The organism is Rheinheimera sp. UJ51, assembly GCF_020819615.1.
Lineage (GTDB): Bacteria > Pseudomonadota > Gammaproteobacteria > Enterobacterales > Alteromonadaceae > Alishewanella > Alishewanella maricola.
In genome coordinates this window covers 288,014-309,476 of the sequence record NZ_JAJHOG010000003.1, presented here as the reverse complement: position 1 = coordinate 309,476, position 21,463 = coordinate 288,014, and the positions used below count along the sequence as shown (strand labels likewise).

The following is a 21,463-nucleotide window of genomic DNA, read 5'->3' as shown; positions in this document are numbered from 1 at the left end:
ATCCGTCTCATTAGTCTTAAAATTATCCACTGATTGTACCAGAGCGATAGCAGTTAACAAGACACACGGCAAAATTCGCTACACTAAGACAGACTTCATTGTGTATTCTGTTGAAATACCTTAAATTGTTTAGCTATATTTGCTTAACTTTGCAGGCAGCAGCATGTTTCAAGCGCTTAAATCACTTTCTCTCAAACGTTGGCCTTGGCTTTTACTGGCTTTCACCGCGTTATTATTTGAAGCTTCCGGCTTATATTTTCAGTATGTGCTTAATTTTCAACCTTGTATTAAGTGTATTTATATTCGCGCAGCCTTTCTCGGTATTCTGGTAGCCGGTTTAATCGGTGCTTTTGCGCCTAGTCATACCTTAGGCCGTTTTGTGGCTAACTTAGCTTGGCTTGGCGCTGCGCTTTATGGTTTCTGGCAAGCACAAGAATTGGTAGTGATAGAGCAAACATTAGCCAGCGGCGGCTTTACCACTTGTGCCTTGTTTGCCGATTTTCCTAGTTGGTTAGCTTTAGATCGCTGGTTTCCCGCGGTTTTTGAAGTCACCGGTACTTGTGGCGGGGTAAGTTGGCAATTTGCTTCGCTCAGCATGGCGCAATGGAGCCGGATCATCATGTTAAGTTACAGTGTGGTCGCGGTAGTGGTGTTGGCCAGCCAATTTAGCCGGCTCAACAAAAACCCTTACATGGATTAACCCACAAACCCTGTTTACACTCGGTAATTACTGACTAATTGATCCAACTCTGTGGCGAGTGCCGTGAGTTGTTCGCTGGTGTGTGTGGCCCGTTTGGTACCACCAGCCGTTTCTTCGATAACCATAACAATTTGATGCACATTTTCGTTAATGGCACCAGAAACATGGGTTTGCTCTTCTGCTGCGGTGGCAATTTGTGCGTTCATGTTATTAATGGTATTTACCGCGGTACTAATTTGATTTAATGCCAATTCTACTTGGCGGATCTCATCCACGCTGCTCTGACTGCTTTGCTTTAACTGACTGATCAGTTCAATCGCGCCTTTAATACCCGAGTGTAAGCGTGAAATCATTTGCTGAATTTCTTGAGTGCTTTTTTGCGTGCGGCTGGCCAGCGTGCGCACTTCATCGGCGACTACGGCAAAACCCCGCCCCGCTTCACCGGCTCGGGCCGCTTCAATTGCCGCATTTAACGCTAACAGATTAGTTTGCTCAGCAATACTGCGGATCACATCTAACACCCCGCCAATCCGATCAGACTCTTTGCTTAAATCTGCAATAACCGATACGCCATCATTCACTTGCAAAGCTAAACCATCAATTACTTGTACGGTTTTCTCCAGTGTTTGCTTCGAGTTACTGACCAGATCTTCCGCATCCGCTGCGGCGGATGATGCTTGCATGGCACTGTCGGCCACCTCTTGTGAAGATGCCGCCATTTCATTCATCGCAGTAGCGACTTGATCACTTTCTGATTGCTGACGACTCACGCCCTGAGTGGCTTGACGCATGATGGTGTTTAACTCACCGGCACTGCTGTTTAAAGTCGAAGTTGAACCGGCAACCCTTGCAACCAAATCTCGTACCTGACTGGCAAAGCGGTTAAAGGCCTCAGACAACTGTGCTAATTCATCATTACCACTCACGGTTAAGCGATGGCGTAAATCTCCCCCCCCTTGCGCTATTGCGGTCATTGCCGTAACAACTGATTTTAACGGCGTAATAATGCTGCGCACCACAACCAGCGCCAACAACATAATCACGATTAACGAGGCGATGGCGGTACCCAGTGAGCTCCAAAAGCTGGTACTGAGTGATTCATCCACTTTTTGCTGCATCAGCGCCACTTGTTTATCTAAACTGTCAATCCAAAAACCCGTGCCAAGCATCAGCCCCCACTTACTTAACTCTTCAGCGTACCCCAATTTGGGCTCAGTCAGGTTAGTCTGGGTATTATTCCAATGATAATATAAATAACCGTCACCACTTCGCGCCGCATTCCATAAACCTCGGATCACCTCTACCCCATTTGGATCTTTTAGATCCATCAGGTTACGGCCTTGTAAGGCTTCATTAGCCGCATGCATCACATTGACGCCTTGCTGATCATAAATAAAGAAATAGCCCATACTGCCGCTATCATCAAAACGCAATTGCCTTAAAATCTCGATAGCTTCAGCTTTAACTGCTGGGTTAGTGGCGGCATCAGGCGCGTTATAAAGATGGGCAATGGCGCTTTTGCCTAATTGCATATAGTTTTTAATTAAGGCTTGCTGACTTTGCTGAAACATCTCTTCAAAACTATCAACCCCTTGCTGCCCCAAAGATTTGGCTTGCAACAAACTAAAGCTCACTAACAGCACAGCAAGCAAGGTGCTGGGGATCAGGGCTAATAATAAAATTCGGGTTTGGATGGTAAGGTTGGCCATCAGTTACTCCATGTTAACGGCTAAATTCAACAGTCAGTATAAGCCTAGTTTTGACATACTGCTGTATAAAGGCATGAAAAACGTAAGATTAACGCTTACCGCGTTCTTATTCATCATAAAAAAAGCGCCGAACAATGTCGGCGCTTTTTAAGAATGAATACCGCGCGCGTTTAAACGATAGCTAATAGCTCAACGTCAAAAATCAGCGTGCTAAATGGGGCGATTGCATTACCGGCACCACGTTCGCCGTAAGCGAGGTTATGTGGCACATATAAACGTAACTTTGAACCTACCGCCATCATTTGTAACGCTTCAGTCCAGCCAGCAATCACGCCTGATACTGGGAACTCAGCAGGCTCGCCACGCTGATAAGAGCTGTCAAAGACCGTGCCGTCAATTAAAGTACCGTGATAGTGCGTGCGCACGGTAGAAGCAGCAGTCGGTTTTTCACCTTCGGCGGCAACTAACACTTCATATTGTAAACCTGAAGCGGTGGTGGTGACTTCTGCACGCTTGGCGTTTTCCGTTAAAAATACTTCGCCCGCTTCGGCTAAAGCCGCCGCTTTTTCTTGCTCAACGGCTTGCATACGCTCACTGATAACCGTAAAAGCAGCACGAACTTGATCTTCAGTCACTTCTGGCGCTTCTTCATTGTATGCTGCGGCTAAACCTGCGGCCACGGCAGTAATATCTAAGCCATCAAATGGACGATCAGCAAGCTGCTGACCCATCTGTAAACCAATACCGTAACTTGCGTGTTGCTCTAAGGTGGTAAATTTTGACATGCGTTCCACTTATCCTTGACGGATGGCGCTAAGCACCATCAGAGTTAAAATTGCGCTTATCTTACGCTAATTAGAAGAACTTGTCTCGCAAGACGATTGTAACTGTTGCCAAACCGCACGAACTTGCTGCTGATCTTGCTCAGTCAGTTCACCGCCGGTAATGGCTTGCGCCAAACTCTGCTCCACTTGCGCCACAATATCGCTGACGTGAAAAGGCTGCTCAGTGACCTGCAAGGTCCCCACCACTAAATCAACATGGCCGCGTAAGTAACCTGCAGCAAATAACTCATCATCGGTCGCAATGGGCACTAACTGATCAAAATAGGCGGCGGCCTGCTCAATAAACTGCTCGGTATGTTCTTGTTGCTGCATCTTAATGCTCATCCTCATATCCTAGACGGTAAATAACATAATCGTTGTAACCGGTTAGCACACTGATCAAGCCTTGCAGCTCACGATCTAATGCGACATCGCCGGTATCGGCCAACAACGGCCGTCCGTCTAATTGTTGTAACTTCGTTTTGGTGGCTAGTAATATAATATTGTCACGGCCTACGGCACGGATCACCGCCGGGGATAGTTGCTGATTACCTCGACCAAACACATGGCCTTGCCCGCCTATCAACGTGATAACTAACTTACTGGGATAATCTTTTACCCAATCAAGCAGTTCACTGGCGGTCACGTCTTGCGCTAATAGTTGGCCATTTTCAACGACATCTACCCCTAGCAAGGTGTTTTCTAAGCCTAACTCCGCCATCACTGCAGCCACGGTTGAACCAGAGCCCATCACATAACGCACGTTATCTTCTAACTGGCTGGCCACATAAGCTGCTAAATCATCCAACACCAGCTCAGCGGATTCTTTGCCCGCCATTTTTACACTTTGGACATAACGTAATTCAGCCGGAATACGCATTTCACCATAACGCCGTGCTTTCACCACGCCTTGGCGAAACGCCACTTCATCAATATCCATCACCGCTGCTTCCTGCTGGCTAACTAATTCACCTGCGACTAACTTGCTCAGTAACTTCCCTGCGGCCAGCGGTGATATGGCATACACGCCCGAATGAATTTTACAGCCCGCAGGAATGCCCAGCACCGTGGTGCGATCTGCTACCACACTGCAAACATTGCGCGCGGTGCCATCGCCACCTGCGAATAACAGTAAATCAACGCCCGCCGCTGCAATCAGTTCGGCAGCATGTTCCGTATCCAGTGCTTGTGTAGGATGTTGTGTCGGGGTGTAACACACCTGATACTGAAAACCCAACTCGGCGGCCAAAGCCTCGCCCATCTCCGCGGCAACAGTGAGAATTTCAACTTGCTGCTGCAGAGGTAATAACTGCTCTAAACAAACACGAGCGCGCGCGCCGGCCATCGGCGTAGCGCCAAGCGCCAAGGCTTGCTCGGCCAGTTGATCGCTGCCTTTTAACCCTACGCTGCCGCCCAAGCCGGCGAATGGGTTAATAATTAAGCCTAATCGAAATCGTTTCGCCATAACTACTGCTACCTATAGCTCGCTGCCTCTTAAAAGCAGGCGTATTGCAATTGCCGCGCATTGTACCTGCTAATCTGGCTATTTCCCAGCGATCAGCCGCCAGACCAGCGCATCGCAACCCAGTAACAGCCGCCTAGCATGGGTAGGCAATTTCAGCAGGCTTGCGGCAAGACCGTCAGTGCTCTACAGTAAGTCGGCATTCGCGCCCCACGGTTTGGTTTTATGCGCTACACCAACTGTTTTTTACGCCGATTTTGCTACTTATCCTTGAATATCGTTTCTTATCAGGAGTTTTTATGACCTCGCTCGAACAGCAGTTTGCGCAACACCAGCAGGCATTTCATGCAGATCCTTACCCAAGCCTTGCCCGTCGCCGTCAGCGTTTAACTGCCTTAATGCGTGCTTTGCAGCAATTTGAGCACGCGCTATGCGAAGCCGTTGCCAGCGATTTTGGCCAGCGCAGTCATGATGAAACCCGATTACTGGAAATCGCGCCATGTCGCCAAGGCTTAAAATATCAATTGCGCCATTTAAAAGCGTGGATGCGCCCGAAAAAGCGGCATGTTCATTACACTTTTGCGCCAGCCAGTAATCGCGTGATGCCACAACCGCTTGGCGTAGTGGGTATTATTGTACCGTGGAATTATCCGATATTTTTGGCACTGAGCCCTTTAATGACGGCACTGGCAGCGGGCAATCATGCCTTGGTTAAATTATCTGAATTTACCCCAGCAACCAATCAAGTACTGCGCCAATTATGCCAGCAAGCCTGCGCAGATAGCGTCAGTATTATCGAAGGCGATGCGAATGTCGCTGCCGACTTTTCTGCCCTACCCTTTGATCATCTGCTGTTTACCGGCTCAACCCAGGTTGGGCGTAAAGTGATGCAAGCCGCCGCCGCCAACTTAACGCCGGTGACCTTAGAGCTTGGCGGAAAAAGCCCGGTACTGATTGCACCTGATGCCAAATTAGCACGCATCAGCGAGCGCTTGCTGTTTGGTAAAACGGCTAATGCCGGTCAAACCTGTGTCGCACCAGATTATGTATTAGTACCTCGTGCCCAACTGCCCGAGTTAATCAGTCTGCTCAAGAAAGGGTTTCAACGTTTTTACCCCGATTTCCCAAACAGCAGCTCATACAGTGCGGTCGTCAATCAGCGACAATATCAACGGCTCAGCCATCTTTTGCAAGAAGCGAAAGATGCCGGCGCAACCTTAATCTCCTGTAGCGAAGGCGGCAACGCGGAGCAGCGCTTATTGCCGCTGACTTTGGTAGTGGATGCCCCGTTAGCGTGTCAGTTATGGCAAGAAGAGATTTTCGGGCCGGTTTTACCGCTACTACCCTATGATGATATTAACGAGGCCATTGCCTTTATCCGAGAACGGCCTAAGCCCTTAGCTTTATACCTGATGAGCGAGAACTCAGCGTTAATTAGTCAAGTGCTCGAGCAAGTGCATGCGGGTGGCGTGGCCATTAATGATACCTTGCTGCAAGTGGCGCAAGATGATTTGCCATTTGGCGGTGTCGGGCCATCAGGCCTCGGCTATTATCATGGCCCAGAGGGCTTTTTACGCATGTCGCACCTTAAAGCCATCCATGAAAAAGGCCGCTTTAGTAGCAGCCAATTTATTTATCCGCCGTTTGATCGGCCGCTATTTCAAGCTTTATTACGCTGGCTCACCCGATAAGGCGTTAAACCAAGGCCGCTTTAGGCATTTGTTTAGGTAAGCACCAAGCTAAAATGGCGGCAAAACATGCCGCTATCGCTGCCAGCACATAGGTTTGTTCAGCACCTAAGCCATTTTGCCAACTAATACCGCTGATATAAGCACCTAGCGCACCACCGCCACCGTATATAATACCGGCGTAAAAAGCTTGGCCTCGCCCTCGCTGCGCTTTGGGGAAAAACTGCTGAATAAACTGCATCGCGCAGCTATGGGCAATGGCAAAACTCCCCGCATGAAACAACATACTTAGCGCTAACAGCCACGGCGAATCGGCAACAAAAGCTAACATAAGCCAGCGAATCACCGTCAAACCGTAACAGCAGGCCAACAACCGACGAAAAGAAAAACGCTGCAAAATACGCCCGGCATAATAAAAGGCGATGATTTCAGCCAGCACCGCTAAACCTATAAACAAGCCGGTAAGGGTTCCGCTGTAACCCAGATCGCGGCTATACAGCGTAAAAAAACCATAAAACGGTGCAAAGCTCATCTGTAATAAAAATGCCGCGGCCATAAACTGCCACAGCACCTTACTGGAAAACAATTCAGCAAAAGATAATTTGGGCTGATCTTTACTCGGTGGCGGTGGCATCGGCGGTAAATTAACCAAGCTGAGTAACAACAAGAACAGAAATAACAACGCGGTGCCCGGCATAAACTCACTACCAAAGCGCTGATAAAGCCAGCCGCCCAGCATGACCAATACGATATACCCGATACTGCCAAAGGTACGAATTTTACTGTAGCTGCCGGTATCATCATTCAAACTATGAAAAGTACAGACTTCCAGCTGCGGTAAAATCGCTGTCCAGAAAAAGCTGAATACCGCAAAACCCAGTAATAATGGCCAAAAGCCAAAATCGACTAAGCTGCTAAGCCAAGCAACAATAGCAATACTGGCGCCAAAGCGCATGATCCCTAAAGGATTAGCCGTGCGATCGGCTAAAGTGCCCCAAAGCGCTGGGCCTACAATACGGGTGGCGGTAACCAATGCCAGTAACAAACCGATTTGTGCCGATTGATAACCGCGGCCATCTAAAAACAAGCCAAAATACGGCACAAAGATGCCCAGTACACCAAAGTAAGCAAAATAAGCCAGCGATAACGCTGGCTTGGCAGTTAATCTAAACACAATAATCGCTTATTCGTTGGGAGTTTGTTGACGAGCGATAGCAGCAATATCCGGCGTGGTTACCTGCACCATGGCATTTTGCGCGCGCTGTCTTAACAGGTGATCTAACAGCACAATCGCCAACATCGCTTCGGCCACAGGTACAGCTCGAATGCCAACACAGGGATCATGCCGCCCTTTGGTCACGATATCGACCACTTCACCGTCGGTATTAATGCTTTTACCCGGCACACTGATACTCGAAGTGGGCTTTAGCGCAATACTGACTAATAAATCTTGGCCGCTGGAAATGCCGCCTAAGGTGCCACCAGCATGATTGGCACTAAAGCCCGTTGGCGTTAATTCATCACGACCCGTTGAGCCGCGCTGCTCGACCACCGCAAAGCCATCGCCAATTTCCACCGCTTTTACCGCATTAATGCTCATCATGGCATGCGCAACATCGGCATCTAAGCGATCAAACACCGGCTCACCTAAGCCAACAGGCATGCCGCTCGCCACCACATTAACGCGAGCACCGACCGAATCACCGTCTTTTTTCAGTTGCCGCATGTACTCATCTAAAGCGTTGAGCTTATCTGGATCGGGGAAGAAAAACGGGTTGTTTTCAACTTCATGCCATTGTAATTGTTCCGCTTTTACCGGGCCCAACTGGGCTAAATAACCGCGAATTTCAATGCCACAATGTTCTTTTAAATACTTTTTAGCGATAGCACCGGCAGCCACTCGAATGGCCGTTTCCCGCGCAGATGAACGACCACCGCCACGATAATCGCGGATCCCAAATTTGTGCCAGTAGGTGTAATCGGCATGCCCAGGACGAAATAAAGCGGCAATGTTCGAGTAATCTTGTGAACGCTGATCGGTGTTTTCAATCAATAAACCGATAGAGCAGCCGGTGGTGGTATCGTTAAACACCCCTGATAATAGCTTCACCGTATCTTCTTCACGGCGCGCGGTGGTGTAACGCGACGTGCCTGGCTTGCGCCGATCCAGATCTAACTGCAGATCTTCAGCGGTCAACGCCATACCAGGTGGACAGCCATCAACCACGCCGCCAATAGCCGGGCCATGGCTTTCGCCAAAGGTGGTGACTTTAAATAACTGCCCAATACTGTTACCTGCCATTTATGCTTCCTCAAACAAATGCTGACTGTTGATAAGCTGCTGCTTTGTCAACGCGAAAACGCCCAGGCCACCGCTGTTAAACTCAAGCCAATTAAATGGGACGTCTGGATATCTATACTGCAATTCAACCATACTATTGCCAACTTCACAAACTAAAATGCCCTGTTCGGTAAGATGTGCTGCCGCATCACGAAGAATTTGCCGCGTTAATGCCAACCCATCCACACCCGAGGCTAAGCCTAATTCGGGCTCATGCCGATACTCTTCTGGTAAGTCATCCATATCTTCGGCGTCAACATAAGGCGGGTTGGTCACTATCAAATCGTAATGCTGGCCTTGTAAGGCGGCAAAGCCATCAGATAACACGGGAAATACCCGCTCTTCTAATTGATGCTCCGCAATATTAATTTGCGCAACATTTAACGCATCAGGACTAATATCCACGGCATCCACTTGTGCATCAGGGAACGCATAAGCACAAGCGATAGCAATACAGGCAGAGCCGGTACATAAATCTAAAATAGCCGTGGGTGTAAAACCCGGCTCAAGTAAGTCAGCAAATTTGTTTTTAATTAATTCGGCAATCGGCGAGCGTGGGATCAACACCCGCTCATCCACATAAAACGGCAGATCGCAAAAGTAGGCTTGCTGAGTCAGGTAAGCGGCGGGAATACGCTGTTCAATGCGTTGCTGCAGTAAATCGATAAACGCTTGGCGCTCATGCAGGGTTAAACGTACGGGCAACAGTTTGTCATCGGTCAGTGGCGGTAAAAATAGCACATGGGCTAACAGCACTGCCGCTTCATCCCACGCATTGTCGGTACCATGACCAAAATACACTCCAGCCTGATGAAAACGACTTACTGCCCAACGTAACCAATCATGTACCGTGCACAGTTCTGATAAAGTCCCCTGCAACTGTTCAGGATGAAAAGGTGATAGCGGTTGCTCAGTCATGGTATGCTGCACTCCAGATTTTAACAAAATATTGATTAGACCCGCGCGCATGCAGAAAAAAAACTCAGCTAGCAAAACCCTTGATCCAGAGGAGCTGGAATTGTTCCGGGAGTTTGTTGCTGGCACCCGCCCGCTTGAGCAAGACAAGATAGCGCCAGTTGCCAAACGCAGCAAGCAAAAACGCCCCAGCGCGGCCTCGAATAGCGCAACTGCTGAAAAGCTGTTCTTTTTCTCTGATGAATACGAAGTTTTTAGCGATACCCAAGGCAGCTTGTCTTATGTGCAAAGCGGTGATGATCCGCATTTAGCCGGACGCCTGCGCCGCGCAGAAATCGAGCCGCAAGTCGTTTTGGATTTACATGGCATGACCGGCCAACAAGCGAAAACAGAATTAGCGGGGTTATTAGCTTATTGCCAGCAGCAGCAATTTAACTGTGCCTGCGTGGTACATGGCAAAGGGTTAGGGATTTTAGCGCGAAAAGTGCCGAATTGGTTAGTGCAGCATCCCAATGTGCGTGCCTTTCATACCGCGCCCAAAGCATGGGGCAAACAAGGCGCTTTATTACTGCTTTTGAAAATCAACCAAAGCACCGAGCAACAGTTTCGGGATTTGCCTGGCCGCTAACGCCGTGCGCCTTTCAGATTTCGGGTAATACCGACAACGCCAGTGGCCGATTACGCTCTTGCACCACGCCCCCTTGCCCTGGCTGGTAACTGATACAAGTTAACGAGGCGGTGCTAAAAATTGGAGCTTGGCCAGGCTCAGTTAAACTTTCAACTAAAAAGCTCACCAACGGCATATGTGATACCAACAACAGCTTAGCGTTGGGTTGGGCTAACAATAAGGCATCAATTTGCGCCTTCACTGTTTGCGCTGGCGCATCAGGCACTAATTCGGGTATTAGCGTAAATTGGCATTCTGCGGGCTGCTGCTCTAACATTAACTCAGCTGTTTGCTGGGCACGTAGGTATGGACTACTCCAAACATAATCGAAATTGGCATAGACCGTTTTTAACCACAAGGCCATTTGCCGCACATCGTTCTGACCGTCTGGTGTTAATTGCCGTAAGCTGTCATCCGCCGCATAGGGCTGTGCTTCGCCATGTCGCATGATCACGAGATTTACCATGAAATTGTTACCATACTGCTGTTTTGTCCCATTCAGTCTGCTATTGAGCAAATTAGCATGCGTCAGGTGAAAATAGTGCGCTATGATAAAGAAAGTCTGCCGTCAGCGTAACTATCATTTGTGCATAATATAGCGCTTAGTTATTACTTATCGCTATGAAACTTTCGTCGGATAACCCGCAATCGTCAACAAGCACCCATGTTGAATAAAGGAACCGCTTTGCAACATAATGAACTAATAAAAAGTCCAAATGATCCAAAGCAATACCGCTATCTGCAGTTAGCTAACGGTTTACCTGTGCTTTTGGTTCACCAAGCTGACAGTGAAAAAAGTGCCGCCGCCTTAACCATTAATGTCGGACACTTTGACGATCCGCAAGAACGAGAAGGCCTCGCGCACTTTTTAGAACATATGCTGTTTTTAGGCTCGGCACACTATCCCGACGCAGGAGGGTTTCAACACTTTATCAGTGAACATGCCGGTAGCCATAATGCCTGGACGGGTACCGAGCATAGTCATTTTTATTTTGATATTGAACACGCCGCTTTTGCGCAAGGCCTGGCCCGTTTTGGTGATATGCTTAGTGCGCCGTTGTTTAGCGCCAGCTACGTTGATAAAGAGCGGCAATCTATCGAAGCTGAGTTTTCCATGAAACTCAAAGATGATAGCCGCCGCATTTATCAAGCGCACAAAGAAAGCATTAACCCTGCGCATCCTTTTGCTAAATTTTCAGTAGGGAATGCCCAAACACTCGCCGATTTACCGAACAACAGCCTGCAACAAGCCGTCAGCCAGTTTTATCAGCAGCAATACAGCACTAGCCGCATGAGTTTGTGCTTAGTGGGTCCTCAATCACTTGCTGAATTAGCCACGCTGGCCGAGCAACATTTTGCGGCACTGCCAACGCATCTTCCGAAAAAACCTGCGGTACAGGTGCCATTGTATTTGCCTGAACAGCAAGGGATTCAATTAAATATCCGCCCCCATAAAAGCAGCAGCCGTTTGGTGGTTAGCTTTGCCATGCCTGATATTCAGCCATGGTACCGCTATAAACTGGTGAGTTTTATCGCACATCTGCTGGGCGATGAAGGGCAACATTCTTTACTGGCCTATTTAAAAGATCGCGAGCTGGTTAATCAATTAAGTGCCGGTGGCGGTATTGATGGCAGTAATTACAAAGATTTCACCGTCGCCTTTGAACTGACTGCCAGTGGCCGCGCGCATTATCGCGATATTGTGGCAGCACTGTTCAGTCAAATTAAGCTGCTAAAACAATCCGGGTTCAATCAAGCGCTGTTTATCGAGCGGCAACGCTTATTACAATGGTCATTTCAATTTTATGAGCCCAGTAGCGCTTTACAAACCGCGGGCGATTTATCGCTAAATATGCAGCATTACGCGCCTGAGGATATTATTTTCGGCGATTATCGCATGGAATTGCCGCCCGAGGCGCTGTATCAAGAACTGCTGGGATATTTTCGAAGTGACAATATGCGCATTATGCTGGTGGCCGATGAGGTGCCGGTTAATCGTGAAGCGCGCTGGTATCATACCCCCTACAGTATTGTCCGTTTAGATAAGCAGTGGCTTGAGCAATTAAGCCAACAACCCCTCAAAGGCGCCATGCAATTGCCAGCGCCGAATCCGTATTTACAAACCGAATTGTCGTTATTGCCGGACAGTGCGCATATGCCGTTACCGCAAGCGGTATGTCAGCGTGATGATCTGCACATTTGGTATAAAGCCGACACGGATTTTAACACCCCCAAAGGCCATATCTTTGTGCAGCTAACCTTGCCTAATAGCTGTCAAACCTTAACGCAGTTAGCTGCCACTCGCTTGTGGGTAGAACTGGTGCTGGATCGCTTTAACCAGCAATTGTATGCCGCGACCACTGCGGGGTTAAATTATTATCTGCATGTGCATCGGCAAGGTGTCAGTTTACAAACCTCTGGCCTGACCGCGAACCAAATTCGTTTACTCAGCGATATTTTAAGCCAATTACCCGAGCCTCAATTTAGTGAACAGCGTTTTAATGAGCTCAAACATCAACTGTGCCGACACTGGGAAAACAGCAGTAAAAATAAACCCGTCGCCCAGTTATTTAGTCAGTTATCAGCCATTTTGCAGCCGCAAAACCCTGAGTTAGATTTATTACAACGCACCCTAGCGGCATTAAGCTTTGAGCAGTTTCAGCAATTTCAGCAGCAACTGTTACAACAGATCCATCTGGAAGCTTTACTGGTGGGCAACTGGCCTGCTACGGCCGCGGCCGATTTACAGCAGCTATTAGTGACGTGGTTAGCGGCACAGCACTCTAGCGGCCCTGCTTTGCCTGCGCGGCAAAACGGCATTAAAGATCTTGGCCCGGTTTGGTTGCAAAGTGTCGCCTGTGGTCAAACCGACCATGCCATTGTGATTTATATTGCGGCTCAGCAAAAAACGGCCGACCAAATGGCCTGCTTTATGTTGGCGAACCATGTGATGTCGCCACGCTATTTTCATCAATTACGCACAGAGCAACAGTTAGGCTATTTAGTTGGTACCGGTTATGTGCCGATTAATACCCTGCCAGGTTTAGCCTTTTACGTACAATCGCCCGACTCAACAGCAGATAAACTGTATGCCGCGACAGTGGCGTTTTTTCAGCAGTTTTTAGAACAAATTCAGCAGTTAACGTCTGACGAGTTCGCCGCATTAAAACAAAGTATGCTATCGCAATTGGCCGAGCGTGATACCAGTTTAGGCGCACGTGCCAAGCGCTTGTGGCTAGCCCTTGGTCAGCAAGATTATCAGTTTAGTCTTACCGCAGATATTCAACAGGCCTTAGCAACGCTAAGCCGGCAAGCCTTTATTGCGTTTTTACAACAACTGCTCGCACCCGACTACGATGTGCTGTTTTTAGCAACCGATCCGGCGCCCAGCCATAGCCATGTAAAAACCCTCTTGAAAACTGAATTACTAGATAAACTAACACGGGGCTGAATTTGCTTTGACAGCCCTGCTGATCTTCGTTAACTTAGCTTCAGTATTCGCTAAAACAATAATAAATGTCTTATAAAAAATTTACGCTTGGTAGTTTGATTTTACTGGCTTTTTTTTCGCCGTATCTTGCGGCAACAGTAATCGACTGGACCATCATTGAACCTTATCTGCTTTACACTGTGATGGCGATTGCCGTTGCAGGTTTTTTGCTTGCCCAATTTAATCAACGTCGCATGCGCACTTACCATCAAGCTCTGGCAAAAAGTGAAGAGCGTTTACGCTTATCCATTTGGGGTAGCGGTGATGAGTTATGGGATTGGAATATCGAAAGTGGCGAGCTGTATCGCTCCAGCGCATGGCTTGAACCCCTGTCTGCGCCGCCTGAAGGTAAAAACTTTCCTCCGAACAAAAATTTAATTCATCCACAAGATCTAGAACGTGTCAGTAGCGCCCTCTCGCAGCATCTGGCCGGAAATAGCCCGTTTTTTGAATCCAGTTATCGCTTACGCACGGCAGACGATAATTACATCTGGGTATTAGATCGCGGCAAAGTTGTTGCCTATAACAGCGAAGGCAAAGCACAACGAATGACCGGCACGCTGAAAAACATTAGTCAGTTAAAACAAGCCGAAGCCAGAATGCAGTTATTTGCACGCTGTCTAGAAAACATTTCAGATGCCGTGGTGATTTGCGATACCAAGTTTAATATTATCGAAGTGAACCCCGCGTTTAGCAGCATTACCGGTAATACTCGGGAAAGCGTGCTACAAACCCGCTTTAAACTTAGCTTATATCCGCCGCGCTTCTTACAAGAAATTGAAAAAACCTTGGTACAAAAAGGCCGCTGGAGTGATGAGATCCGTGAACTCAAAACCAACGGTGATTATTATCAAGCTGAATTAACCTTTGATGTGATTAAAGACGAACAAGGCTTTATCACTCAGTATGTCGCCGTATTCTCTGATATTTCAGAGCGCAAACGACGTGATGCTGAACTCAATCGATTGGCCAACAGCGATACGTTGACCGGACTGCCCAATCGGGCGGTGTTTATGAATAAACTGGCCAGTTTAGTCAAAGACAACACCCAGCATGCGCTTTTAGTTTTCGACTTAGACAACTTTAAGAAAATTAACGACTCACTCGGCCATGAATTAGGCGATGCGCTGTTATGTAAATTGTCTGAGCGACTGCACAACAACAAACTGTTCCGGCAAAAGCTATATCGGTTAGGTGGCGATGAATTTGCCATTTTACTAAGCAATACCAATGATATTCATGCCATTACCAGTGTTGCCAAAGCCATGCTGCAGCAAATTAATACGCCTTTTGCTATCGAGCAACATGAACTGGTCGTCACCAGCAGTATCGGTATCGTGTTGTTTCCAGAAGACGGCAAAGATCCACAAGCGCTGTTACGCAACGCCGATACCGCGATGTATCACGCCAAAAGCGCTGGCGCGAATCGTTATCTGTTTTTTAATGACACCATGAACAAACAAGCGGTTAAACGCTTGCAAGTCGAAAATTTAATCCGCCATGGTTTAAAAGAAGATCTGTTTACGGTGTTCTATCAACCGAAAATGGACTTACTCAGCGGTAAAGTGGTCGGTATGGAAGCGCTGGTGCGCTTTATTACGCCCAAAGGCGGCTTAGTCAGCCCAGCGAGTTTTATTCCGGTTGCAGAAGAAACCGGACAAATTGTCGATATTGGTACTGTGGTGTTGCGCAAAGCCTGTTTAGATGTGCGCCGCTGGATTGACCAAGGGTTGTTTCATGGACGGGTAGCGGTAAACTTATCGGCTAAGCAATTTATGCTGCCGTTTTTATGTGATCAAATCGACGATATTTTACAGCAAACCCAATTGGCGTCTTATCACCTAGAATTAGAGATCACTGAAGGCACGGTAATGGAATCGCCGAAACTGGCCATCGACACCATGAAAAAACTGCGCGCTCGCGGTATTCACCTCGCCATGGATGACTTTGGCACCGGCTATTCATCACTGGCCTATTTAAAGCAATTCCCATTAAATACGCTGAAAATTGATAAAGCCTTTATTGATGATATGAATAGCGCCCGTGGCCGCAATATGGTGGATACGATTGTGACCATCGCGCATAACTTAAGTTTATCGGTGGTGGCTGAAGGCGTTGAAACCATTGAACAATTAGAGCAGCTAAGAAAACTGCGCTGCGAAATTATTCAAGGGTATTATTACAGTAAGCCACTGTCGGCGGACGATTTTGCAGCTTTTTTACAAGAGCAAAAGAAACCCCGTTTAAGCCTGACAGCAAACGGTAATAATTGGTAGCAGCCAAACAGTAGATATAAAAAAAGCCCCTCAGGGGCTTTTTTTAATCAGAATCTGTTTCAACGTAAGAGAAATCGTCTGCCCCATCCGCAATGCGTTTTTTACCGAATACGGTATGGAACTTACGCTTTTCTGCTAAGCGTTGTTTGTACTTTTGCCAGGTCTTCTCATAAGGTGTCGTTGCTTCAGCTTCGCCGCGACAGACGAGCAGAAAACGCTCTTCCTCTTCGTTGACTGGCGCTCTAGCACCTTGATCCAGTTGCTGCATTGCCAAACCATGTTTCTCTAACAGATTACCCTCTGCCAGAGTAAAGCGCCCTGACCGGGTAAAACCACGTGGGAAATTCCGGTCATCGAAAAAGCGACGATTAGCGACAAAACTTTGCTGCATCACTTTTTTCCTCTCATCTCGTTGAATATCAAGCCAGCCTGTTTAAACTGTGCGGAGTATGGTTAACAAATTTCCTGTCGTAAAACAAAAATTTTTTATGCTTACGATAAATATCACAAAGGAATCATTTTGGATACTGAGTTATTAAAAACCTTTTTAGAAGTACAGCATACTCGACATTTTGGGAAGGCTGCTGAGAACCTCTATTTAACCCAATCGGCGGTGAGTTTTCGTATCCGACAACTGGAACAACAACTCGGTGTTCATCTGTTTGTGCGCCATCGCAATAATATTCAATTAACGGCGGCAGGTGCACGTTTACTGCCCCATGCCCAAACCATGCTAAGTGCGTTACAACGCGCCCGTCAGGATGTGGCACAAAGCACACAACAGTTACAGCCATTATCACTCGGCGCAACAGCCAACTTGTGGGAAAGCGTGTTACTGCCGGTGTTTTTAGCTTTAGCCGCCACAAAACCCGATGTTACCTGGCGTACTGACAGTTTAAACCGTGAAACCAGTACCCGCCAATTATTGGAACATCAATTAGATATTGCCATCTTATTTGATCCACCAAAAACCGATGAGATCACGCTGGTTAAATTAACCGAAATTACCTTACTGCCGGTCAGTAGCTGCCAAGAACAACAAGCCGCGGGCAAACCCGATCAACGATATTGTTATGTCGATTGGGGGAGCAGCTTTGACGTTAAACACCAGCGTCATTTTGCCGAACAGCAGGCGATACAGTTAAAAACCAGCAGCGCCAGTTTGGCCAAAGCCTGGTTGTTACAACAAGGCGGCTGTGCCTATTTACCCGCGCAGTTTGTCAGCGCAGAGTTGGCTGCAGGTACCTTAAAACCGCTTGAGGCAACGCCCAGCTTAACGCTCGACTTATATGCAGCCTATTTAACTGATAAAGAATATCAACCGCAACTGCAAGCAGTGATGCGCTTGCTCCAGCAATGGCAAACCTAACACCGGCCGGCGAATTAAGGCCTGAAGATACGCGCGTTTTTGGTGCGGGCGCGATGAATGGCTAAACGTTTGTAACTGTTAAACAGCGGCAGTAATAAAGGCCCGGTGAATATGGCCGCTATGGCCCATTGCAACGCTCGCATGCCACTGCGTAAGGCCGCAATGTATACGCCTATAACAACCATTAACCATACTAATGGCACTACAACCACAATTGCCCCCTTTGCTGCTTTACTGTTGATACGGGTCAGTCCTTACTGTATTGCTGATTATAACAGCGATCTTGACGTCTTCCTGTTAATCTTTAGTCGCATAAACGTAAAAAGGGCCCTAAGGCCCTTATTGCAAAGTACAACCGCCCATAACCAGGGCGGTTGCTTTAACTTAGTTTGGATAAAAGCGCTCGCCCTGCTCGGCCATTTTTAACAAGCGTGGACACGGCGTAAAACGACTGCCAAAGCGGTTTTCTAACTGACGTAAGGTCGCAATTAAGTTATTTACGCCTAAGCTGTCAATATAGCGGAACGGCCCGCCTAAAAACGGCGGGAAACCAATACCGAAGATAGCCCCGATATCACCATCCCGCGCTGAAGCAATAATACCTTCATCTAAACAGCGTACTGCTTCATTTAACATTTGCGCGGTACAACGACTGGCGATTTCATCTGCATTCAGCGCCGGTGCCACCGTAACACCCAGTACGTTGTAAACCGATTCATCCACCAGCTTTTTGCCTTTTTTCACTGACTTACCGTATTGGTAAAAACCTTTTTCTGTTTTCTTACCTTTACGACCGTCTGCCAGTAACTTCTCAAAAGCGGCGGGGGCAGTAAAACGCTCGCCCAGTTCAGCACTTAAGATCGGCGAAATTTTCGCGCCAACATCGATACCCACCTCATCTAATAAGGTAATAGGCCCGACCGGAAAACCAAACTTCACTAAAGCTTTGTCGATTTTTTCAATGGATTCACCCGCTAATAAAATATTTGCGGCTTCATTCATGTACAACGCTAATATGCGATTGACATAAAAACCAGCTGCATCTTTCACCACGATGGGCGTTTTGCCTTGTTTACGGGCAAAAGCAACGGTCGTCGCGATGGTCTGCGCTGAGGTTTTTTCATGGGCAATCACTTCAACCAATGGCATCTTATCCACGGGTGAAAAATAATGTAAACCAATCACTTGCTCAGGTCTGGCTGCCTTTTCCGCAATTTGATGAATAGGCAACGAGCTGGTGTTACTAGCAAAAATGGTGTGTTCAGGGCAATGTTGCTCAATGTCGGCAACCATTTGCTGCTTTAACGCCAAATCTTCAAATACCGCTTCTACCACGATATCAACATCATGAAAGCCGCTAAAGTCGGTGGTGCCGGTGATCCGCAGTAGCTGCTTTTGCATGTCGGTTTTGCGCATAAAGCGCTTTTTTACTTTTTTATTCAGCTGATCATAGGTGTATTTCAGCGCTGCACTAATACCCTTCTCGCTAATATCTTTGATGCGCACCGGTAAACCGGCTTTAGTCGCTGTAACGTTGGCAATACCGCCGCCCATCAAGCCACCACCGAGCACAGCGGCTTTATGAATTTTTTGAGGGATCACGGCGCCAGCGCCGGTTTCTTTTTTCATTTGCGTGGTAGCAAAGAAAATACTGCGCAGTGCTGCCGACTCGGCAGTCATACAAAGCTGACCAAAGGCTTTGGCTTCGGCGGCCAAACCTTGGTTGTAGCCCTGCTCAACCCCCGTTTGAATAACCCGGATGATTTTTAATGCGGCCGGGTAGTTACCCTGCGTTTTGGCTAAGGTTTGTTTTAACGCTTGCGAAAACACCAGCTTACGCCCAGGCGAGGTTTGCTCTAACAGCTTGTTTAATAAGCTTTGCTTTTTAACCACTACCGGCGGTTTACCCGCCAAAACTTTTTTAACCGCCGCCTCTAACAAAATACTCTGCGGCACCACGTCATCGACCAAACCGGCTTTTTTTGCTTGCGCAGCACGCAGCTGTTTACCGGTTAAAATCATGTCTAAGGCTTTTTGTACGCCTACCAGTTTAGGTAAACGTTGCGTTCCCCCACTACCAGGTAATAAGCCCAGTTGTACTTCGGGTAAACCTAACACCGTTTTCGGGCTGTCGGTGGCAATACGCGCATGACATGCCATAGCCAACTCTAGGCCTCCACCTAAACAAGGGCCGTGAATGGCGGCAACCACAGGCACACGCAACTGAGACAAACGGTCAAACATTTGTTGGCCCATTTGCGCAATTTTTTCGGCTTCATCTGCACTTTTGCAGCTGTCTAGCATGCTGATGTCGGCACCGGCAATAAACGAATCCGCTTTACCACTGATAAACACCACGCCTTTGATTTTGCTGTCATTGGCAATTTTTTGTAATAGCTGCTCAATTTCAGTCGCGAAAGAGGCTTTTAACACGTTCATGCTTTCGCCAACGATATCCATGGTTAAAATGGCTACATGATCGTCGCGTACCGCTAAACTAAAGCTGTTGCTGTCACTCATTATTCTGTCTCCACAATCATTGCCGCACCCAAGCCACCGGCTGCACAAGCCGTAGTAAGGCCAACGCCGCCACCGCGACGGTTTAATTCATTCAGCGTTTGCACGATTAAGCGCGTGCCCGTCGCCGCAAATGGGTGTCCATATGCCAAAGAGCCGCCATTGACGTTAAATTTCGCCATATCAATCTCACCAATCGCTTGATCTAAGCCCAGCTGTTCTTTAGCAAACTTGCGACTGGCAAACATCTGCATATTGGCCAGCGCTTGCGCAGCAAAAGCTTCGTGCATTTCAATTAAGGTAAGATCGGCTAAGTTCATGCCTGCCCGAGCCAGCGCAATTGGCGTAGCATAAGATGGCCCCATTAACATATCTTGCCATACGTCAATGGCCGCAAAAGCATAACTACGAATGTAGCCCAGCGGTTTATAGCCGAGCGCTTTGGCTCGACCTTCAGTCATCATCAATACCGCCGAGGCTCCGTCAGTTAAAGGGGTGCTGGTAGCCGCAGTTACCGTGCCATGCGCTCGGTCAAACACCGGCTTTAATTTGGCATAAGACTCAAGTTTAGAGTCCATTCGGATATTGTTATCCATGTCTAAAAAGCGGCTGTAAGGCTCAACATGCGCAGTCATCACTTCGCCAGTCATCTTGCCTGATTGCCACGCCGCCGCGGCTAAGCTGTGTGAACGGTGCGCCATTTCATCTTGTGCTGCACGGCTAATACCATGGCTTTTGGCCATTTGCTCTGCCGTGTCGCCCATCGATAAGCCCGTGCTGTATTCCGCAATGGCCGGTGGCACTGGCATTAAATCTTTTAGACCTAAATTGCGCACTATGGCTAATTTTTGGCCGAGCGTTTTGGCTTTGTTCAAATCCACTAAGGCGCGTGCCAGTTTTTTACTGACCCCAATAGGTAATACTGAACTTGAATCGGCACCGCCAGCAATACCAACTTGGGTAATGCCCGCCATCATCGACTCGGCAACACTTACCACCGACTGAAAGCTAGTGGCACAAGCCCGTGTTACGCTGTAAGCGTCGGTTTGCAATGGCATACCGGTGCCTAACACGATTTCACGTGCAATATTGGGCGCTTCTGGCATTTGGATAACTTGGCCATACACCACCTGCTCAATTAAAGCAGGATCTAATTCGGTGCGGATCAATAATTCATTGACCACTAACTTGCCCAAGTCCAAGGCGGACACACCGTGAAACTCCGTTGCCTGTTTAGCAAAGGGGGTACGTAACCCAGCCACAATGGCGATACGTTCGCCCTGCCGAGTAGTGAGATTAATTGGCGCAGCCATAGTGATCCTCTTTTTGCAATTCTGTTTGATTACAGGTCTGACCTCTGAGTGTAGCTCGATTGTAACCACACTCAGCAAAAATTAAAACAGTTGTTTTAATACTCTTGTTTTCTGCTACCGGGAACCTTATAAAGGTTATAACATCTTAGCGTAGCTAGCTTTGCCATTAATTGTGCAAAAATCATTCACTTA

Annotated in this window: 18 protein-coding genes; 6 read left to right on the top strand and 12 right to left on the bottom strand. The window is 47.8% G+C overall.

Annotation, left to right across the window (positions count from 1 at the left end):
* Positions 1 to 163 precede the first annotated feature (163 nt).
* Positions 164 to 700, top strand: coding sequence for a disulfide bond formation protein DsbB (gene dsbB, locus LMJ53_RS05435; protein ID WP_229585154.1), 537 nt, complete (start codon positions 164 to 166; stop codon positions 698 to 700).
* Positions 701 to 714: 14 nt separating this feature from the next.
* On the opposite strand, the gene LMJ53_RS05430 is transcribed toward dsbB, so the two are convergent.
* The 4 genes from LMJ53_RS05430 to LMJ53_RS05415 all read right to left on the bottom strand — a co-directional run bounded on the left by LMJ53_RS05430 (position 715) and on the right by LMJ53_RS05415 (position 4,698).
* The gene (locus LMJ53_RS05430; RefSeq protein WP_229585153.1) at positions 715 to 2,409 is read right to left on the bottom strand and encodes a methyl-accepting chemotaxis protein; all 1,695 of its coding nucleotides are present in this window, start codon (positions 2,407 to 2,409) and stop codon (positions 715 to 717) included.
* A gap of 170 nt (positions 2,410 to 2,579) precedes the next feature.
* Positions 2,580 to 3,194 carry an FKBP-type peptidyl-prolyl cis-trans isomerase gene (locus LMJ53_RS05425; RefSeq protein ID WP_229585152.1) on the bottom strand — a complete coding sequence of 205 codons (615 nt, stop codon included), beginning with the start codon at positions 3,192 to 3,194 and terminating at the stop codon, positions 2,580 to 2,582.
* 66 nt (positions 3,195 to 3,260) lie between these two features.
* Positions 3,261 to 3,578, bottom strand: coding sequence for a YfcL family protein (locus LMJ53_RS05420; protein ID WP_229585151.1), 318 nt, complete (start codon positions 3,576 to 3,578; stop codon positions 3,261 to 3,263).
* Positions 3,568 to 4,698 (bottom strand): ATP-NAD kinase family protein, encoded by a 1,131-nt coding sequence (locus LMJ53_RS05415; protein WP_229585150.1) that lies wholly within the window; start codon positions 4,696 to 4,698, stop codon positions 3,568 to 3,570. Before LMJ53_RS05415 ends, LMJ53_RS05420 begins: the two co-directional genes overlap by 11 nt.
* A gap of 296 nt (positions 4,699 to 4,994) precedes the next feature.
* Between LMJ53_RS05415 and LMJ53_RS05410 the strand changes: the two genes are divergently transcribed.
* The gene (locus LMJ53_RS05410; protein WP_229585149.1) at positions 4,995 to 6,386 is read left to right on the top strand and encodes a coniferyl aldehyde dehydrogenase; all 1,392 of its coding nucleotides are present in this window, start codon (positions 4,995 to 4,997) and stop codon (positions 6,384 to 6,386) included.
* Between the two features lie 4 nt (positions 6,387 to 6,390).
* Here the strand turns inward: LMJ53_RS05410 and LMJ53_RS05405 are convergent, their stop codons facing one another.
* Genes LMJ53_RS05405 through prmB form a run of 3 tightly spaced genes read right to left on the bottom strand, consistent with a single transcriptional unit; the run spans position 6,391 to position 9,642 of the window.
* Positions 6,391 to 7,557 (bottom strand): MFS transporter, encoded by a 1,167-nt coding sequence (locus LMJ53_RS05405; protein WP_229585148.1) that lies wholly within the window; start codon positions 7,555 to 7,557, stop codon positions 6,391 to 6,393.
* 9 nt (positions 7,558 to 7,566) lie between these two features.
* Positions 7,567 to 8,685: a chorismate synthase gene (aroC, locus tag LMJ53_RS05400; RefSeq protein ID WP_229585147.1), complete on the bottom strand. Its 1,119-nt coding sequence runs from the start codon at positions 8,683 to 8,685 to the stop codon at positions 7,567 to 7,569.
* Entirely contained in the window at positions 8,686 to 9,642 is a 957-nt protein-coding gene (prmB, locus tag LMJ53_RS05395; RefSeq protein ID WP_229585146.1) for a 50S ribosomal protein L3 N(5)-glutamine methyltransferase, read from the bottom strand.
* A 49-nt stretch (positions 9,643 to 9,691) separates the two neighbouring features.
* Between prmB and smrB the strand changes: the two genes are divergently transcribed.
* Positions 9,692 to 10,267, top strand: coding sequence for an endonuclease SmrB (gene smrB, locus LMJ53_RS05390; RefSeq protein WP_226750857.1), 576 nt, complete (start codon positions 9,692 to 9,694; stop codon positions 10,265 to 10,267).
* A gap of 13 nt (positions 10,268 to 10,280) precedes the next feature.
* Here smrB and sixA read toward each other — a convergent pair whose 3' ends face one another.
* The gene (gene sixA / locus LMJ53_RS05385) at positions 10,281 to 10,772 is read right to left on the bottom strand and encodes a phosphohistidine phosphatase SixA (RefSeq protein ID WP_229585145.1); all 492 of its coding nucleotides are present in this window, start codon (positions 10,770 to 10,772) and stop codon (positions 10,281 to 10,283) included.
* A 219-nt stretch (positions 10,773 to 10,991) separates the two neighbouring features.
* Between sixA and LMJ53_RS05380 the strand changes: the two genes are divergently transcribed.
* Together LMJ53_RS05380 and LMJ53_RS05375 are read left to right on the top strand one after the other, a co-directional pair.
* Positions 10,992 to 13,757, top strand: a complete 2,766-nt coding sequence (locus tag LMJ53_RS05380) for an insulinase family protein (RefSeq protein WP_229585144.1) — start codon at positions 10,992 to 10,994, stop codon at positions 13,755 to 13,757.
* Positions 13,758 to 13,822: 65 nt separating this feature from the next.
* Complete coding sequence (locus tag LMJ53_RS05375; RefSeq protein WP_229585143.1) at positions 13,823 to 16,072, top strand: putative bifunctional diguanylate cyclase/phosphodiesterase; 2,250 nt, start codon at positions 13,823 to 13,825, stop codon at positions 16,070 to 16,072.
* Positions 16,073 to 16,115: 43 nt separating this feature from the next.
* On the opposite strand, the gene maoP is transcribed toward LMJ53_RS05375, so the two are convergent.
* Positions 16,116 to 16,463: a DUF413 domain-containing protein gene (maoP, locus tag LMJ53_RS05370; protein WP_229585142.1), complete on the bottom strand. Its 348-nt coding sequence runs from the start codon at positions 16,461 to 16,463 to the stop codon at positions 16,116 to 16,118.
* A gap of 129 nt (positions 16,464 to 16,592) precedes the next feature.
* On the opposite strand from maoP, the gene hdfR reads away from it, so the two are divergent.
* Entirely contained in the window at positions 16,593 to 17,441 is an 849-nt protein-coding gene (hdfR, locus tag LMJ53_RS05365; RefSeq protein WP_229585141.1) for an HTH-type transcriptional regulator HdfR, read from the top strand.
* 14 nt (positions 17,442 to 17,455) lie between these two features.
* Here hdfR and LMJ53_RS05360 read toward each other — a convergent pair whose 3' ends face one another.
* From LMJ53_RS05360 to fadI, 3 genes are all read right to left on the bottom strand, one after another.
* A complete protein-coding gene (locus LMJ53_RS05360; protein ID WP_229585140.1) occupies positions 17,456 to 17,653 on the bottom strand; it encodes a hypothetical protein in 198 nt (65 codons plus the stop codon).
* Between the two features lie 172 nt (positions 17,654 to 17,825).
* Positions 17,826 to 19,961, bottom strand: a complete 2,136-nt coding sequence (gene fadJ / locus LMJ53_RS05355; protein WP_229585139.1) for a fatty acid oxidation complex subunit alpha FadJ — start codon at positions 19,959 to 19,961, stop codon at positions 17,826 to 17,828.
* Positions 19,961 to 21,271, bottom strand: a complete 1,311-nt coding sequence (fadI, locus tag LMJ53_RS05350; RefSeq protein WP_229585138.1) for an acetyl-CoA C-acyltransferase FadI — start codon at positions 21,269 to 21,271, stop codon at positions 19,961 to 19,963. Before fadI ends, fadJ begins: the two co-directional genes overlap by 1 nt.
* Between the last annotated feature and the right edge of the window lie 192 nt (positions 21,272 to 21,463).

Coding starts and splice junctions, on each gene's coding strand:
- smrB (WP_226750857.1), top strand. CDS start 9,692: ATGCAGAAAAAAAACTCAGCTAGCAAAACCCTTGATCCAGAGGAGCTG.
- LMJ53_RS05430 (WP_229585153.1), bottom strand. CDS start 2,409: ATGGCCAACCTTACCATCCAAACCCGAATTTTATTATTAGCCCTGATC.
- fadI (WP_229585138.1), bottom strand. CDS start 21,271: ATGGCTGCGCCAATTAATCTCACTACTCGGCAGGGCGAACGTATCGCC.
- LMJ53_RS05420 (WP_229585151.1), bottom strand. CDS start 3,578: ATGAGCATTAAGATGCAGCAACAAGAACATACCGAGCAGTTTATTGAG.
- sixA (WP_229585145.1), bottom strand. CDS start 10,772: ATGGTAAATCTCGTGATCATGCGACATGGCGAAGCACAGCCCTATGCG.
- LMJ53_RS05375 (WP_229585143.1), top strand. CDS start 13,823: ATGTCTTATAAAAAATTTACGCTTGGTAGTTTGATTTTACTGGCTTTT.
- fadJ (WP_229585139.1), bottom strand. CDS start 19,961: ATGAGTGACAGCAACAGCTTTAGTTTAGCGGTACGCGACGATCATGTA.
- dsbB (WP_229585154.1), top strand. CDS start 164: ATGTTTCAAGCGCTTAAATCACTTTCTCTCAAACGTTGGCCTTGGCTT.
- maoP (WP_229585142.1), bottom strand. CDS start 16,463: ATGCAGCAAAGTTTTGTCGCTAATCGTCGCTTTTTCGATGACCGGAAT.
- LMJ53_RS05425 (WP_229585152.1), bottom strand. CDS start 3,194: ATGTCAAAATTTACCACCTTAGAGCAACACGCAAGTTACGGTATTGGT.
- prmB (WP_229585146.1), bottom strand. CDS start 9,642: ATGACTGAGCAACCGCTATCACCTTTTCATCCTGAACAGTTGCAGGGG.
- LMJ53_RS05410 (WP_229585149.1), top strand. CDS start 4,995: ATGACCTCGCTCGAACAGCAGTTTGCGCAACACCAGCAGGCATTTCAT.
- LMJ53_RS05415 (WP_229585150.1), bottom strand. CDS start 4,698: ATGGCGAAACGATTTCGATTAGGCTTAATTATTAACCCATTCGCCGGC.
- aroC (WP_229585147.1), bottom strand. CDS start 8,685: ATGGCAGGTAACAGTATTGGGCAGTTATTTAAAGTCACCACCTTTGGC.